This window comes from Sulfitobacter marinus, from assembly GCF_900116285.1.
In the GTDB taxonomy this organism is placed as follows: Bacteria; Pseudomonadota; Alphaproteobacteria; order Rhodobacterales; family Rhodobacteraceae; genus Sulfitobacter; species Sulfitobacter marinus.
This window is the reverse complement of sequence record NZ_FPAJ01000003.1, coordinates 58,426-72,891: the sequence shown is the minus strand read 5'-3', so window position 1 is coordinate 72,891 and position 14,466 is coordinate 58,426. Positions and strand designations below refer to the sequence as shown.

The 14,466-nt window shown below is 55.5% G+C and carries 15 protein-coding genes; 10 read left to right on the top strand and 5 right to left on the bottom strand.

Features of this window, described 5'->3' with window-relative positions:
• Positions 1 to 114 precede the first annotated feature (114 nt).
• Positions 115 to 717, top strand: a complete 603-nt coding sequence (locus BM347_RS09250; protein WP_093916198.1) for an alpha-ketoglutarate-dependent dioxygenase AlkB family protein — start codon at positions 115 to 117, stop codon at positions 715 to 717.
• 1 nt (position 718) lies between these two features.
• Here the strand turns inward: BM347_RS09250 and BM347_RS09245 are convergent, their stop codons facing one another.
• On the bottom strand, positions 719 to 1,543 hold the full coding sequence (locus tag BM347_RS09245) for an ABC transporter permease (protein ID WP_093916197.1): 825 nt from the start codon (positions 1,541 to 1,543) through the stop codon (positions 719 to 721).
• A gap of 113 nt (positions 1,544 to 1,656) precedes the next feature.
• On the opposite strand from BM347_RS09245, the gene cysQ reads away from it, so the two are divergent.
• The 9 genes from cysQ (at position 1,657) to BM347_RS09200 (ending at position 11,887) form a co-directional block, all read left to right on the top strand.
• Positions 1,657 to 2,454 carry a 3'(2'),5'-bisphosphate nucleotidase CysQ gene (cysQ, locus tag BM347_RS09240; RefSeq protein WP_093916196.1) on the top strand — a complete coding sequence of 266 codons (798 nt, stop codon included), beginning with the start codon at positions 1,657 to 1,659 and terminating at the stop codon, positions 2,452 to 2,454.
• On the top strand, positions 2,454 to 3,254 hold the full coding sequence (locus BM347_RS09235; RefSeq protein WP_093916195.1) for a 3-deoxy-manno-octulosonate cytidylyltransferase: 801 nt from the start codon (positions 2,454 to 2,456) through the stop codon (positions 3,252 to 3,254). The genes cysQ and BM347_RS09235 overlap by 1 nt, the downstream gene beginning before the upstream one ends.
• A complete protein-coding gene (locus tag BM347_RS09230) occupies positions 3,251 to 4,483 on the top strand; it encodes a glycosyltransferase family 2 protein (RefSeq protein WP_093916194.1) in 1,233 nt (410 codons plus the stop codon). The genes BM347_RS09235 and BM347_RS09230 overlap by 4 nt, the downstream gene beginning before the upstream one ends.
• Before the next feature lie 108 nt (positions 4,484 to 4,591).
• The gene (gene galU / locus BM347_RS09225; protein ID WP_093916193.1) at positions 4,592 to 5,485 is read left to right on the top strand and encodes a UTP--glucose-1-phosphate uridylyltransferase GalU; all 894 of its coding nucleotides are present in this window, start codon (positions 4,592 to 4,594) and stop codon (positions 5,483 to 5,485) included.
• 21 nt (positions 5,486 to 5,506) lie between these two features.
• On the top strand, positions 5,507 to 6,490 hold the full coding sequence (galE, locus tag BM347_RS09220; protein WP_093916192.1) for a UDP-glucose 4-epimerase GalE: 984 nt from the start codon (positions 5,507 to 5,509) through the stop codon (positions 6,488 to 6,490).
• A gap of 1 nt (position 6,491) precedes the next feature.
• A complete protein-coding gene (locus BM347_RS09215) occupies positions 6,492 to 7,688 on the top strand; it encodes a glycosyltransferase (protein ID WP_093916191.1) in 1,197 nt (398 codons plus the stop codon).
• Positions 7,689 to 7,752: 64 nt separating this feature from the next.
• On the top strand, positions 7,753 to 8,763 hold the full coding sequence (locus tag BM347_RS09210; RefSeq protein WP_093916190.1) for a glycosyltransferase family 2 protein: 1,011 nt from the start codon (positions 7,753 to 7,755) through the stop codon (positions 8,761 to 8,763).
• On the top strand, positions 8,760 to 10,457 hold the full coding sequence (locus tag BM347_RS09205) for a DUF5927 domain-containing protein (protein ID WP_093916189.1): 1,698 nt from the start codon (positions 8,760 to 8,762) through the stop codon (positions 10,455 to 10,457). The genes BM347_RS09210 and BM347_RS09205 overlap by 4 nt, the downstream gene beginning before the upstream one ends.
• 2 nt (positions 10,458 to 10,459) lie before the next feature.
• Positions 10,460 to 11,887: a nodulation protein NodH gene (locus BM347_RS09200; protein ID WP_093916188.1), complete on the top strand. Its 1,428-nt coding sequence runs from the start codon at positions 10,460 to 10,462 to the stop codon at positions 11,885 to 11,887.
• 7 nt (positions 11,888 to 11,894) lie between these two features.
• On the opposite strand, the gene BM347_RS09195 is transcribed toward BM347_RS09200, so the two are convergent.
• The 4 genes from BM347_RS09195 to BM347_RS09180 all read right to left on the bottom strand — a co-directional run bounded on the left by BM347_RS09195 (position 11,895) and on the right by BM347_RS09180 (position 14,464).
• Positions 11,895 to 12,359 carry a PTS sugar transporter subunit IIA gene (locus BM347_RS09195; RefSeq protein WP_093916187.1) on the bottom strand — a complete coding sequence of 155 codons (465 nt, stop codon included), beginning with the start codon at positions 12,357 to 12,359 and terminating at the stop codon, positions 11,895 to 11,897.
• 43 nt (positions 12,360 to 12,402) lie between these two features.
• Positions 12,403 to 12,969 carry a ribosome hibernation-promoting factor, HPF/YfiA family gene (hpf, locus tag BM347_RS09190; protein ID WP_093916186.1) on the bottom strand — a complete coding sequence of 189 codons (567 nt, stop codon included), beginning with the start codon at positions 12,967 to 12,969 and terminating at the stop codon, positions 12,403 to 12,405.
• A 251-nt stretch (positions 12,970 to 13,220) separates the two neighbouring features.
• Positions 13,221 to 13,979 carry an LPS export ABC transporter ATP-binding protein gene (gene lptB, locus BM347_RS09185; protein ID WP_093916185.1) on the bottom strand — a complete coding sequence of 253 codons (759 nt, stop codon included), beginning with the start codon at positions 13,977 to 13,979 and terminating at the stop codon, positions 13,221 to 13,223.
• On the bottom strand, positions 13,979 to 14,464 hold the full coding sequence (locus tag BM347_RS09180) for an LptA/OstA family protein (RefSeq protein ID WP_093916184.1): 486 nt from the start codon (positions 14,462 to 14,464) through the stop codon (positions 13,979 to 13,981). Before BM347_RS09180 ends, lptB begins: the two co-directional genes overlap by 1 nt.
• Positions 14,465 to 14,466: the final 2 nt, after the last annotated feature.

Genomic DNA, 14,466 nt, shown 5'->3' with positions numbered 1-14,466 from the left:
CAGCGGTTCGATGGGTATATAAGGAGCAGTTCTGGACCCTGCAACCGTTGCATGAGAAAGGAATAGAAGAATCTGTATGGATTTTTCCGTATTCGGGCTGTGAGAGGCAAATAAATGACGATTTTGCGGTTGCGTGGCTTTGAAATCCATAAAGGGTTGCTTGATCCGGCTGGGCAGCGGGCGGTGCTGGACGATGTGCGCGCAGTGGTCAAATCCGCCCCCTTCTTTCGTCCCGTCACGCCGGGCGGACAAAAAATGTCGGTCCGTATGACTTCGGCCGGGAAATACGGCTGGATGACGGATTCCAAAGGGTATCGTTATGCAGAGGCGCATCCAGATGGTCAGGTCTGGCCCGCTATCCCGGATCGGATCATGGCCATCTGGGACCAATTGACCGGATTGGAACGCAAGCCTGAATGCTGCCTGATCAATTACTACGCCGTTGATGCCAAAATGGGTATGCACCAAGACCGCGACGAGGCCGACTTTAGATGGCCGGTTGTATCGGTTTCGCTGGGGGACGAGGCCTTGTTTCGCATCGGCGGGCAAAAACGTGGCGGCAAAACCGACAGTGTTTGGTTGCAGTCGGGGGATGTCGTTGTGATGGGCGGCGAGGCACGGTTGAACCACCATGGCGTTGATCGCATCCGCGCAGGGTCGTCCAAGCTGTTGCCCAAGGGTGGCCGTATCAACCTGACCATGCGTGTAGTGGATTGACCTAGCGGCGGGCGTTCCAGCTGGCCGAGGCGTGTTTGCGCGTATAAAATTCGCCCATCAGGCCAATCACCATCAAAACCACACCGACCCAGACGGCGTATTCCCAATTACTGTAGCGTGGGTTGTAATTGATAAACGCAAATCCGCGTGCTTGATCAATGATGTGGAAAAGCGGGTTCCAGTCAAACATGGCCAGCATGAAGGTCGGCAATGTGTTGGCCAGAAACATCTTGCCCGACGCGATCATGTTTGCCCGCTGGTACAGCGATGTGAAGATGGTCGTGAATGAGGGGGCCCATGGTTTGATGGCCAGCAAAACCATGCCCACCGCAACACCGGTAAACCATGCTATCATCATCATGCAAAACACGCCCGACCAGTCGTAGATTTCCACAGGATTAAACGCGAGGTGATAGACCGACATGATCATCACCAGCGAAAGCATCTGGATATAAAGCGACCCTAATGCGGATGCTGCCAGGGCGATCATGGTGGTCATAGGCGCGTGTTGCATCATCGCGCTTGCCGGTCCTTCGGACCCGACCACGGCTGTCACCGTTTTCGTGTGCATCATATACAGGAAAATGCCGCTCATGATGTAGATGACGAAATCACCCCGGATAGCAGAGCCGCGCATCCCAAGGATCGAAAACATCACGTAAAACACGCCAACGAAGATGATCGCCTGAAAAATGTTGATCCCGATTGCGGCAAAGGCATTATTATGCTGCTTGCGCACCTGCCGGACGACGGAATGATACACCAGCTCTGCCATAGACAGGGCGCTTGCCAATGGCCCTTTGGTTGCACGTCGGTGTTGGAACATCTCAAAAGCCTCTATGCTTTAGGTGTTAGCACGGAATTCTTGCTGTTCCGTCAATCTGTAATCATAAGGGGTTTGCGTAAAGTAATCAACGAAACTCAGGGGACCTTGGCATTATGGATTATCAAAAGCTGGTGACAGTTATGCGGGGTCTGTCACTAGAAGCCGGTGACAAGATTATGCAGATCTATGGTCAGGATGACTTTGAAGTTAAGACCAAGTCTGACGAAAGCCCGGTCACCATTGCCGATGAGGCCGCAGACAAGATCATCTCGGACGGTTTACGCGCTGCATTTCCCGATGTGATGCTGGTGACTGAGGAACAATCCGCCACACATAGCGCGCGTGGCGATACGTTTTTGATCGTTGATCCGCTGGATGGCACCAAGGAATTCATTAACCGCCGGGGTGATTTCACCGTGAACATCGCCCTTGTCGAAGCGGGCGTGCCGACCCGCGGCGTCGTTTATGCCCCTGCACGCGGGCGCATGTTCTTTACCCTGGCAGATGGCAGTGCGGTCGAAGAAACAGGTGATTTCCCCAAGGGTCAAATGGGGCCGGTCACGCCGATAACAGTCTCTAACCCGGATAATTCGGCGCTGATGGTTGTGGCGTCAAAATCCCACCGCGACCAAGCGACCGATGATTACATCGCTAAGTATAATGTGCAGGACATGAAAAGCGCGGGTTCATCGCTCAAGTTTTGTCTGATCGCGACGGGCGAGGCTGACTTGTACCCCCGCGTGGGTCGGACGATGGAATGGGATACAGCGGCAGGTCACGCGGTATTGGCTGGTGCCGGTGGGGCGGTTGTTCGCTTTGATGATCTGACGCCGCTGAAATATGGCAAGGCTGATTTCGCCAATCCGTTCTTTATCGCCCACGCGCCCGGCGTTGAGCTAAAGGCGCCCTGATGTCTGTTATTATTGTCATTCCCGCCCGCTATGCATCGACCCGCTATCCAGCGAAACCTTTGGCGATGCTCAAAGGGGCCAGCGGGACATCCCGCAGTTTGATTGAACGCAGCTGGCGAGCCGCTTGCGAGGTGCAAGGCGTCGATATGGTGGTTGTCGCAACCGATGACGACCGGATCAAAACCGCCGCCGAAGCCTTTGGGGCCGAGGTCGTCATGACCTCGGTCGATTGTGCCAACGGAACGGAACGCTGCGCCGAGGCGCATGCGGTTTTGGGCGGTGGCTATGACATCGTTGTGAACCTACAGGGCGATGCGCCACTGACGCCGCATTGGTTCGTCGAAAGCCTTGTACAGGGTCTAATAGGCGCGCCCAAGGCGGGCATTGCGACCCCTGTGTTGCGCTGCGATGGTGCTGCTTTAAACAGCCTGCTGGCCGATCGCAAAGCGGGCCGCGTGGGCGGTACAACATCGGTTTTTGCCGCTGATCATAGTGCGATGTACTTTTCCAAAGAGGTGGTGCCATTCACCTCGCAAACCTATGGCGACGCTGATCCGACACCGGTTTTTCACCATGTTGGTGTCTATGCCTATCGCCCCGATGCGCTGGCCGCATATCCATCGTGGCCCGTTGGCCCGCTCGAACAACTCGAAGGGCTTGAGCAGCTTCGGTTCATGGAAAACAGCCATACGGTTTTGTGCGTCGAGGTCGAAGCCAAAGGCCGTCAGTTCTGGGAGCTGAACAATCCCGAAGACGTGCCCAAAATCGAGGCGATGATGGCGCAGATGGGTCTGGAATGACCGATCTGCCTGTCAGCGTTGTGATCGTCAGCCGTGGACGTCCACAATCGCTGGCACGCACGCTGACAGGCATTTCCCAACTGCAATACTGGAACTTCGAGGTCGTCGTGGTCGCGGACCCCGCCGGGATCACCTCCGCGGCTGCTTTGCCCTTTGCTGAGAAGCTCAAGCTGGTTCCTTTCGATGTGCCCAATATCTCGGCGGCACGTAATCTGGGGATTGGCCATGCGGCAGGCGACATCATTGCATTTATCGACGATGATGCCGTGCCCGAACCGATGTGGCTGCGCCATCTTGTTGCCCCCGCCAGCCAAAGCGACGTTGCCGCGATGGGAGGCTATGTCCGGGGCCGTAACGGGATTTCATTTCAATGGAAGGCAGCCAGCCTTGATCAACAAGGGCTGCCCCACCCCCTAAAATTGGACACGGATCAAGCGACAGTGCTGCGGCCCTCCGAAACCCGTGCGATCAAGACCGAAGGCACTAATATGGCGTTTAGACGCGATGTGCTGGTCGATCTGGGCGGGTTTGACCCTGCTTTTCACTATTTCCTTGATGAAACCGATCTGAACATGCGGTTGGCAAAAGCGGGTCATGCCACGGCGATTGTCCCGCTGGCCGAGGTGCATCATGGGTACGCCGAGAACCGGATGCGAACTGCGGCGCGGGTGCCGACCGACCTCTATGACATCGGGGCAAGCTGGGTAGTTTTTCAACGCAAGCACCTGCCCCGACAAGCATGGTCGGCGCACTGGCACGCCCTGCGGGATGAACAGCGCCGGCGCATGTTAAGATTACTGCAAACCGGCCAGTTGGAACCACGTGACGTGCGGCACCTGATGAAACGGCTGGACCTTGGATATGCCGAGGGACAGGACCGAAAAGAGACATCTACAAACCTGCCCAAGCACGCGCTTTCCCCCTTTCAGCGCTTTCCCGCCGTGCGACGGCACAGCAAGATGATTGTGAGCGGACCGTTCACCGCCGCTGCTGATCGCAACCTTGCAGTTGACGCTTTGGCAGCGGGCCACATCGTGACGTTGCTTATAATTTCACCAACTGCGCTATTTCACCGACTTTCCTTTACTGCGGACGGATTATGGGTGCAAAGGGGTGGGCTGTTCGGTAAGGTTCAGCGCACCGATAGGTTGATTGGTGTTTCGTCAAAGTTGAAAAAGGCGGAGCGTGAGAAACGGCGGGTTGCCGCACAAAGAGGATTTCACCATTAGACGATGATGATGTCAGCACTATATTACAGCTTAGCGATTTAAACCCAATGGATATGATGTTCTGTGTGTTGCAGAGCATAGCCAGTAACGCACAAGGAAGACTGCCGCATGGGCAAGAAGGTAACGAAAGCAATTTTTCCCGTGGCAGGGTTGGGCACGCGGTTTTTACCAGCGACCAAGTCGGTGCCAAAGGAAATTATGACATTGGTCGACCGCCCCTTGGTCCAATATGCGATTGATGAGGCCCGCGCGGCAGGTATCAAGGAATTCATCTTTGTTACCTCGCGCGGCAAGGGCGCATTGGAAGACTACTTTGACCACTCTCCCGTGCTCGAGCAGGAATTACGCTCCAAGGGTAAGACCGAGCTGTTGGAGATTTTGAAGAACACCAACATGGACAGCGGTGCTATTGCCTATATCCGCCAGCATAAGGCCTTGGGGCTGGGCCACGCCGTTTGGTGCGCACGCCGTTTGATTGGTGACGAACCTTTTGCCGTTATGTTGCCGGACGATGTAATTGCAGCCGATAAACCATGCCTACAACAAATGGTCGAGGCGTATAATGAAACCGGTGGTAATATGGTTGCCGCGATGGAGGTTTCCCCTGATCGCGTGTCTTCATATGGTGTGCTGGACGTGGCAGATGATCAAGGTGAAATGGTAAAGATCCGCGGCATGGTGGAAAAACCCAAACCCAAAGATGCGCCCTCGAACCTTGCTGTCATCGGGCGCTACATCCTGTCGCCCAACGTGCTGCGTAACCTGAACCAGTTGAAATCCGGTTCGGGTGGTGAAATCCAGCTGACCGATGCGATTGCGGCCGAGCTGACACAGGGTAACGATGTCTATGGTTACAGGTTCAAGGGGCAACGCTTTGACTGCGGGTCCAAATCCGGTTTCTTGCAGGCAACGGTATCCTTTGGTTTGGCCCGTGCTGATCTGCGCGATGATCTTCATGGATATTTGCAAGATATCATGAGCGTCGATAAAACGGCTCAGTAAGGGTCTAGCAAAGGCAAACGGATGGCAAATGTATTGGTGACAGGCGGCGCGGGCTATATCGGCTCACACGCTTGCAAGGCGCTTGCCGCAGCCGGGTTTACGCCGGTGACCTTTGATAACTTTGTCACAGGTTGGCGCGACGCGGTCAAATTCGGCCCCATGGTCGAGGGTGATCTACTGAACTGCACTGACGTTGACGCGGCTTTTGCCGAATACAAGCCTGTGGCCGTGATGCATTTTGCAGCGCTTAGTCAGGTGGGCGATAGCATGACGCAGCCGGGTCTATACTGGCGTAATAATGTCCAAGGGTCGCTGAACCTGATTGAGGCGGCCATCGCTGCCAATTGCAAAAACTTTGTGTTTTCATCCACCTGCGCCACCTATGGCGATCACGACAACGTCGTGTTTGATGAGGATACCGCGCAGCTGCCGATCAATGCATATGGTGCATCTAAGCGCGCGATCGAAGAGATGCTGCGCGATTTCGAGGGCGCGCACGGCCTGAAGCACGTGATCTTTCGGTACTTTAACGTGGCAGGGGCCGATCCTGACGGCGAGGTTGGCGAGTTTCATCAACCCGAGACCCATCTTGTTCCGCTGATGCTGGACGCCATTGATGGCAAGCGGGATGCGTTAACTATCTTTGGCACCGACTATGACACGCCGGACGGCACCTGCATTCGTGATTATGTGCATGTTTGCGATCTGATTGATGCGCATGTTCTGGGGCTGAACTGGCTGCTGGATGGCAAGCCCAGTCGCGTCTTTAACCTTGGTTCAGGCGCGGGATTTTCAGTGCGCGAGGTGATTGATCGCAGTCGCGAGGTCACCAATCGTGCGGTCCCGATCAAGGAAGGCGCGCGGCGTCCGGGGGATTGTACCAAGCTGGTTTCCGGCTCCACCCGCGCGGCTGCGGAACTGGGATGGGTGCCAAAGCGGTCGACCATGTCGCAAATGATTTCTGACGCGTGGAGATGGCATCAAACTGGTCACTACAATTCATAATATGCCCGCCTCACGATTGCTGGATGTCACGCGGACCTTGCGCCGCGCAGGACGCATGGCAACGGGGGTGGATCGGGTCGAACAGGCCTATCTGGCGCAATTTCTGTCGGATGATACGCCGTGCTTTGGCCTTGCGCGCACGCCGCTTGGCTATCTGTTGCTGGATCGCGCGGGCTTGCAGGGTATTCAGGACCGGGTTGACGGTCGCGCCGGTTGGGGTGCGCCCGACCTGCTGTCGCGGTTCCGGCGCGGCAGGGCGATGAATGTAAGGCGCGCCGAGGCGGATTTCCGGCGGCTCGCCATTGCGCGCGCTGCTGTTTGGCGCTTGCCGCGGTTGGTCAAGAAGCTGCCCATGCCCTGCCAATATTACAACGTGGGCCACAGCAATCTTTCGCCCCGCGTGTTATCGACCCTTCACGAGCATGGGATCGATATTAACGTTATGATCCATGATGTTATCCCGCTTGAGTACCCGCAGTACCAGCGCCCCGGTTCCGTTGAGCCGTTCCGGGAAAAACTGAAAAACGTACAAAAATGGGCTGATAGGATCATCTATAATTCGGCAGATACCAAGGCCCGCGCCGAGGCGCAGATGGCGGCGTGGGGTGAAACACCCGCTGGCATTGTTGCCCATCTGGGAACAGTTTTGCCCCAGCCTGACGCGTCTGAACTGCCACAAGGCCTGCCCCCGGCAGAGCCGTATTTCGTCACTGTCGGTACCATTGAGCCGCGCAAGAACCACAAGTTTTTGCTGGATATCTGGGATGAAATGGGCCCCGACGCCCCGCTTTTGCTGATCTGCGGGGGCAGGGGGTGGAACAATGATGCGGTGTTTGACCGGCTTGATGCGATGGGCCCCAAAAGCCGGGTGCGTGAGGTTGCAAACCTGTCTGATCCGGCCCTCGCGGCCCTGGTCCAATCCGCGTCGGGCAGCCTGTTTCCCAGCTTTACCGAGGGCTTTGGCCTGCCGCCGCTTGAGGCGGTGATGTTGAAAACACCGGTTTTATGTAACGAGTTGGACGTTTTGCACGAATTTTTGGGCGATATCCCTGTTTACGCAGGCGTTTCCGATCACTATCAGTGGATAAGGATCATAGAAAATTGGGCGGACACAGCCGAAATTCGAAAAATCCCGCAGGGGTTTCAGGGGCCGACGTGGAAAAACCATTTCAACATAGTGTTAAGCCCAAGAGCATAGGCTGCACATTCGTGGGCGGTTTTGACAAGGGCGGCAAGCATATCCCGCGGATAAGGGGCGGTTTTTGGGCATAATAAATTCATATCGGCTTCGGCTGCAGCGCAAGAGATGGCGCATTCGCGCGTTTCGTAAACGCCGCGAGCTAAAGCAGATCGCGAACCGCACGGACCGGATCAAGCCCGATGATATTTTGCTGTATTGCACGCAGCGAAACGAAAAAATTCGACTGCCGTATTTTCTGGATTACTACCGCAAAATGGGCGTGGGCCATTTCTTTTTCGTGGACAATGACAGCGATGATGGATCGGTCCAGTATCTGGAACAGCAACCTGATGTTTCGCTATGGGGCGCGCGGGCCAGCTACAAACGCGCACGTTTTGGGGCCGATTGGCTGAACTGGCTGCAGATGAAATATGCGCATGGGCATTGGACGCTGACGGTCGACCCGGATGAATTTCTGATCTACCCGTTTTGTGACACACGCCCACTGCGTGCGCTGACCGACTGGTTGGATGCGTCGTCGATCAAATCCTTTTCTGCGATGTTGCTGGATATGTATCCAAAGGGGCGGCTGGATGAACAGCCGTATCGATCTGGCCAGAACCCGATGGAAATTGCGTCATGGTTCGATAGCGGAAACTATTCGATGTTCCGCAATTTTAAGTTCGCAAACCTGTGGATTCAGGGTGGGCCGCGCGCGCGGGTCTTCTTTAAGGACAACCCTGAAAAAGCGCCCGCTTTGAACAAGGTGCCGCTGGTCAAATGGGACCGGCGCTATGTCTATGTCAGTTCGACCCACATGCTGCTGCCGCGTGGTTTGAATCAGGTTTATGATGAATGGGGCGGGGAAAAAGCATCCGGCGTTTTGCTGCATGCAAAATTCCTCGATACTTTCAGCGCCAAGGCGCTGGAAGAGCTTGAGCGCGGTCAGCATTACGCCGCATCGGTCGAATACAAAGCCTATGCCGATAATCTGCAAACAGATCCCCAGCTTTGGTGCAAATGGTCTGAGCGGTATATCAACTGGCGCCAGCTCGAGATTCTGGGCCTCATGTCCAAGGGGAACTGGGCGTGACGGTCGGTGTTGTCATGTTGGTGCATACCGCGCTTGGCCGTGCAGAGCAGGTTGCCCGCCATTGGTCGGCCGCTGGTTGCCCCGTGGTGATCCATATCGACAAAAGCGTGCCGCGCAAGGTTTATGATAGCTTTGTAAACAGTTTGGCGGACGTGCCTGATCTGTCGTTCTGCAAACGCTTTCGTTGCGAATGGGGAACTTGGGGCATCGTCGCGGCATCGCAGGCCGCGTCCGAGATGATGCTCGCCCAGTTCAAAGATGTGCACCACGTTTATCTTGCATCAGGTTCCTGTCTGCCGCTGCGCCCGGTCAAAGAACTGGTGAACTACCTTGCTGCGCGGCCAAGAACCGACTTTATCGAAAGCGCGACAACCGCTGATGTTCCTTGGACCGTTGGTGGATTGGACGAAGAACGATTTACCATGCATTTCCCGTTTTCGTGGAAAAAGCAGCGGTTCTTGTTTGATAAAGCCGTCGCAATTCAGCGTGGACTGAACCTGAAACGGAAGCTGCCTAACGGAATTGTCCCGCATATGGGGTCGCAATGGTGGTGCCTGACGCGCCAGACCCTGTCGGCCATTCTGCAAGACCCGGATCGCAATGCATATGACAGCTATTTCCGCCGTGTTTGGATTCCGGATGAAAGCTATTTCCAGACCCTGTCTCGGCTTTATTCGACCAAGGTTGAAAGCCGGTCGCTGACCCTGTCCAAGTTCGACTTTCAGGGAAAGCCGCATATTTTCTATGATGATCATCTTCAGCTTTTGCGCCGGTCGGATTGTTTTGTCGCGCGCAAGATCTGGCCCTATGCGGATCGTCTGTACAACGCGTTTTTAACCGATGAGGATAATGCGCTGAGCAAGACCGAACCGAACCCGGGCAAGATTGACCGCATTTTCGCCAAAGCGGTTGAACGCAGAACGCGCGGGCGTGCTGGCCTGTATATGCAAAGCCGTTTTCCCAATGAAGACTGGGAAAATGGCGCGACAGCTGCACCTTATTCTGTGTTTCAGGGCTTTGCCGAACTTTTTGATAATTTTGAGCCTTGGCTGGCCAAATCCACAGGCGCGCGGGTGCATGGCCATTTGTTTGCCCCGGATCGGGTGCAGTATGCCGACCACCAAACCGCAATCAATGGTGCGCTTAGCGACAGTGCGACGATACGCGATTACAATGCCAAGGCATTTTTGACCAATCTGATCTGGAACACACGCGGCGAACGTCAGTGTTTTCAATTCGGGCCGGGCGACAATCAGGATGTGTGCTGGCGGATCGCAAAAGACCCCAATGCGCAGGTTTCGGTCATCACTGGCGCGTGGTCGGTGCCTCTGTTCCGGTCGAATAAGGATTTTGCGGTCATTCGCCGTACCGCGGCCGCGTTGCAAAAGATTGAAAACGAACACATGAATATCCTCCGCTCGCCCTACACCAAGGCGCGGGTGCGGATCTGGAACATGGCCGAATTTATCGAGGCCCCGATGGAGCCGCTTCAGGGGATATTGGACGAAATTGGCCCTGCAAAGCTGAAGCGCATCGCGGAAGTACCTAAAATGGTTGATCTTTCCGGTTTTGGACAGTTCTTGCAGAACCTAAAGAACCAAGGGATGCACCCGCATCTTATGGGGGATTTTCCGGTTGAACGGGGTGTCGCAGCAACCCAGCCTTCGCCGCGCAAACCCTATCTGGTGAAATAGCCATGACATCCAATTTCAAGAGCTTTGTCGTCTTCGCCGAGATGCGAACGGGTTCAAATTTCTTGGAGGCGAACCTGAATGCGTTCGAGGGCATCAATTGCCACGGAGAGGCGTTTAACCCGCATTTTATCGGCTATCCGAACGCCACTGATATTCTGGGCGTCGATCAGGAAACGCGTGACACCGACCCCAATGTATTGCTGTCGGCGATCCGCAGTAAATCAACCGGCTTGGGCGGGTTTCGTTATTTTCACGACCATGATCCGCGTGTGCTGGACACCCTGCTAAACGACGAAAGCTGCGCCAAGGTTATTCTGACGCGCAATCCGGTCGACAGCTATGTCAGCTGGAAAATCGCCCGCGCCACCGGTCAATGGAAATTGACGGACATGAAGGCGCATAAAGCGGGCCAAGCCGTGTTTGACGAGGCAGAGTTTTCTGCCCATCTAGAGGCCTTGCAGGCGTTCCAATTGCTGTTGCTGAACCGTCTTCAGATCTTGGGGCAGACGGCGTTTTACGTAGCCTATGAAGACCTGCAAAACGTCGAGGTGATGAACGGGCTTGCGCGGTATCTTGGCGTGGACGAGACGTTGGAAGCCTTGGATAAACGTCTGAAAAAACAAAACCCTGACCATATATCGACCAAGGTTAGCAATTACGACGATATGCTATCTGCGCTTGGGCGACTTGACCGGTTCGATCTGACCCGCACGCCAAATTTCGAACCGCGTCGCGGGCCGGTGGTGCCGTCATATATCGCGGCGGCCGAGGCACCGTTGCTGTACCTGCCCCTGCGCAGCGGACCAGAACCGCAGGTTCTGGATTGGCTGGCTGCCGTGGATGGCGTGAAACGCAGCCATCTACGCCGCAAGATGAACCAAAAGGAGCTGCGCCAATGGAAGCGGCGCAATCAGGGGCACCGCAGCTTTACCGTATTGCGCCACCCTGTCGACCGCGCCCATGATGCGTTTTGCCGTCACATCGTCACCACCGGCAAGGGCAGCTATACCCAGCTGCGCGCCAATCTGATCCGGCGGTATAAACTGCCCCTGCCCGAAGGGGAGCCGGACGCAAGCTATGACGTAGACGCCCATCGTACGGCGTTTCTGGCGTTCTTGACGTTTCTCAAGGGGAACCTGAACGGCCAGACGGCAATTCGCGTCGATCAAGCTTGGTGTACACAGGCGCAGGCCCTGCAAGGCTTTGGTGAATTCGCCCTGCCTGACCGTATCATTCGCGAGGCTGATTTGGCGCATGATCTGGCTGATCTGGCCGCATCCGTAGGGATATCCAAGCCGCCCGCCATCACGCCGCGCCCCGCCCTCACACCGTTTGAGCTATCAGATATCTATGACGCCGAGATTGAGAAGCGCGCCGCAGATGCCTATCAGCGTGATTATATGATGTTTGGTTTCGACAGCTGGCAATAGCGCGGATCTAGGCGGCTTGCGTGGCCTGCGATTCGGTCAAAATGGTATAAAGTGTGGCGGGCTCTGGGTTGGCGCGCAGCTTTGAGCAGACCGACGGATCACGCAGGGTCCGCGATACCAACGCCAAGGCTTTGAGGTGCTCAACACCGGCGTTTTCGGGGGCGAAAAGCGCAAAGGCGATATCGACCGGCTGGCGATCAACAGCATTGAAATCGATCGGTTTGTCCAGCAACACGAATGCGCCCGAGACGGATTCAAGCCCTTCCAGCCGCGCATGCGGCAGGGCAACGCCATGCCCAACACCTGTCGGGCCAAGGGCTTCGCGTGTCTGCAGCGCCTCGATCACGGCACCGGAATCCAAACCATAGGCGTGAAACGCCAGCTCACCAATATCATGGAGCAGGCGCTTCTTACTTGATGCAGACGTCAGGACTTTGACAGCCGACGGCTTTAGGAGTGTCGCAAAATTCATTCTGCTCGCTCAGTTCTGGGCCGCCTTCATGCGATCCGTTGTGTTAGGACGGGTCGATCCAGCCGATGTTTCCGTCATCACGACGGTAGACAACGTTTATGCCTTCTTTACCCTCTTTGCGAAACACGACGACAGGTGATCCTGAAATCTCCATCTGCATCACGGCTTCTCCGACAGACAAGTTTGCGATCTTGGTCTGCATTTCGGCAATGATCATCGGTTGGAGAGACTCGGGTTCCTGCGCATCTGAATCGCTTTCTGAGGCGAGGATATACGAGGATGCGCCGAAAAGTTCAACAGGCTCCGGCCGCTCCCGGTGGTGATCTTTCAACCGACGCTTGTAGCGCCGAAGTTGCTTCTCCATTTTGGCTGCGCAGGAATCAAAAGATCCATAGATATCAGTAGCATGAGCTTTGGCTGACGCTGTCAGCCCGGTCGACAGATGTACCGTCGCCTCGCAAACGAATTCATGGCCGGACTTGGAAAAGATGACATTCGCATCCGTTGGGCGCTCTGCATATTTTTTAACCGCTTCGCCCAGTTCCGTTTTCACATGAGTCTGCAGGGCGTCGCCGATGTCGATCTGTTTGCCACTGATTTGGTACCGCATATACTCTCCTTATTCATATCGTTCTGAACAGCGTCACAAACCGCAAAATTTGCGGCGTGGGGCGGGGTCAGATGCGGGTGAATGACGATCCGTTCAGATTGAATGCCATTGGCCCTTTATTGAAAGGGTCAGATAGGACAAACATGGAACGTGGTGTCGCCATACCCCTATTGAGCGCCCGAATGACACTGATTGTCAAATGAATCTGCTAGGTGACTGTGCAAAAATCAGCCTAGAAATTTCATCAAAGATTAAGAAATACGGAAATTATCGCCCAGATAGACGCGGCGCACGTTCTCGTTCTGAACGACTTCAGACGGGGTGCCAGACATCAGAACCTTGCCCTCGTGCAGGATATAGGCGCGGTCCACGATTTCGAGGGTTTCACGCACGTTGTGATCTGTAATCAGCACGCCGATTCCGCGTTTTTTCAGATCAGCAACCAGATGCCTGATATCATCAACCGAAATCGGGTCGACCCCAGCAAAAGGTTCATCAAGCAGCAGGTATTTGGGATCGGCGGCAAGGCAACGCGCGATCTCGACACGGCGTCGTTCACCGCCGGACAATGCCAGCGCGGGGGCGCGGCGCAGGTGCTCGATGGAAAATTCCGATAGCAAAGCCTCCAGCCGCTCGTGGCGCGTGCGCAGGTCTGGCACTGAAATGTCCAAAATGGCCGCGATATTGTCCTGAACGTTCAGGCCGCGAAAAATGCTCATCTCTTGGGGAAGATAGCCGATGCCCAACTGCGCGCGGCGATACATGGGCAATGTGGTGACATCTTTGCCGTCGAGGGTGACGGTACCGCCTTCGGGCATGACCAATCCGGCCACCGCGTAAAAGGTTGTCGTCTTGCCTGATCCATTCGGGCCAAGCAGGGCCACGACCTCGCCCCGGTCCAGATGCATCGAAAAATCGCGGATCACGGTTTTCTTGCGATAGGACTTGCGCAGATGTTCGATACGCAACCCGCCGCCGCCCTGTTCTATCGTCAATGGTGGCGTTGGCATCAGTTTTCGCTACCCGTTTGCAAGATTGTTTTAACGCGGCCCGTCATCTGCGCAGTGCCGTCCGTAAGGTTGACGTTCATCTTGTCCGAGCTGAGCGCGTTGCGCCCCTGTAGCAGTAAAACATTACCAGACATCAGGATTGTCCCGCTGTCGATATGGTAATCTGCACGTTCCGATTCGGCCACATCCGGGCCGGATACCAATGTCACGCCGCCGGTCGCCTCAAGCCGTTCGATCCCTTCGGCGTCGGCACGGTAAACGACCAGAACGCGCGGCGCCGTAAGCCGCATTTCACCCTGAGCGATCAAGACATCTCCCGTGAAAATCGCCGTGTCTGTTGCCTGCTCGACCGACAAATTGTCCGAGGTAATCTCAACAGGAAGCCCGGTATCCTGACGAATCGTCCCAAAGGCGACATTGGCCCCTTGGGCCGCCACCGATACGGCAGTGAATAATAATAAAAGCGGCAGCAGAAGGTATTTCACGC

What these genes read in the sequence shown, in the direction of transcription:
- BM347_RS09245 (WP_093916197.1), bottom strand. Translation starts at nt 1,543, where the DNA reads ATGTTCCAACACCGACGTGCAACCAAAGGGCCATTGGCAAGCGCCCTG.
- BM347_RS09200 (WP_093916188.1), top strand. Translation starts at nt 10,460, where the DNA reads ATGACATCCAATTTCAAGAGCTTTGTCGTCTTCGCCGAGATGCGAACG.
- galU (WP_093916193.1), top strand. Translation starts at nt 4,592, where the DNA reads ATGGGCAAGAAGGTAACGAAAGCAATTTTTCCCGTGGCAGGGTTGGGC.
- BM347_RS09230 (WP_093916194.1), top strand. Translation starts at nt 3,251, where the DNA reads ATGACCGATCTGCCTGTCAGCGTTGTGATCGTCAGCCGTGGACGTCCA.
- lptB (WP_093916185.1), bottom strand. Translation starts at nt 13,979, where the DNA reads ATGCCAACGCCACCATTGACGATAGAACAGGGCGGCGGCGGGTTGCGT.
- hpf (WP_093916186.1), bottom strand. Translation starts at nt 12,969, where the DNA reads ATGCGGTACCAAATCAGTGGCAAACAGATCGACATCGGCGACGCCCTG.
- BM347_RS09250 (WP_093916198.1), top strand. Translation starts at nt 115, where the DNA reads ATGACGATTTTGCGGTTGCGTGGCTTTGAAATCCATAAAGGGTTGCTT.
- BM347_RS09235 (WP_093916195.1), top strand. Translation starts at nt 2,454, where the DNA reads ATGTCTGTTATTATTGTCATTCCCGCCCGCTATGCATCGACCCGCTAT.
- galE (WP_093916192.1), top strand. Translation starts at nt 5,507, where the DNA reads ATGGCAAATGTATTGGTGACAGGCGGCGCGGGCTATATCGGCTCACAC.
- BM347_RS09215 (WP_093916191.1), top strand. Translation starts at nt 6,492, where the DNA reads ATGCCCGCCTCACGATTGCTGGATGTCACGCGGACCTTGCGCCGCGCA.
- cysQ (WP_093916196.1), top strand. Translation starts at nt 1,657, where the DNA reads ATGGATTATCAAAAGCTGGTGACAGTTATGCGGGGTCTGTCACTAGAA.
- BM347_RS09195 (WP_093916187.1), bottom strand. Translation starts at nt 12,359, where the DNA reads ATGAATTTTGCGACACTCCTAAAGCCGTCGGCTGTCAAAGTCCTGACG.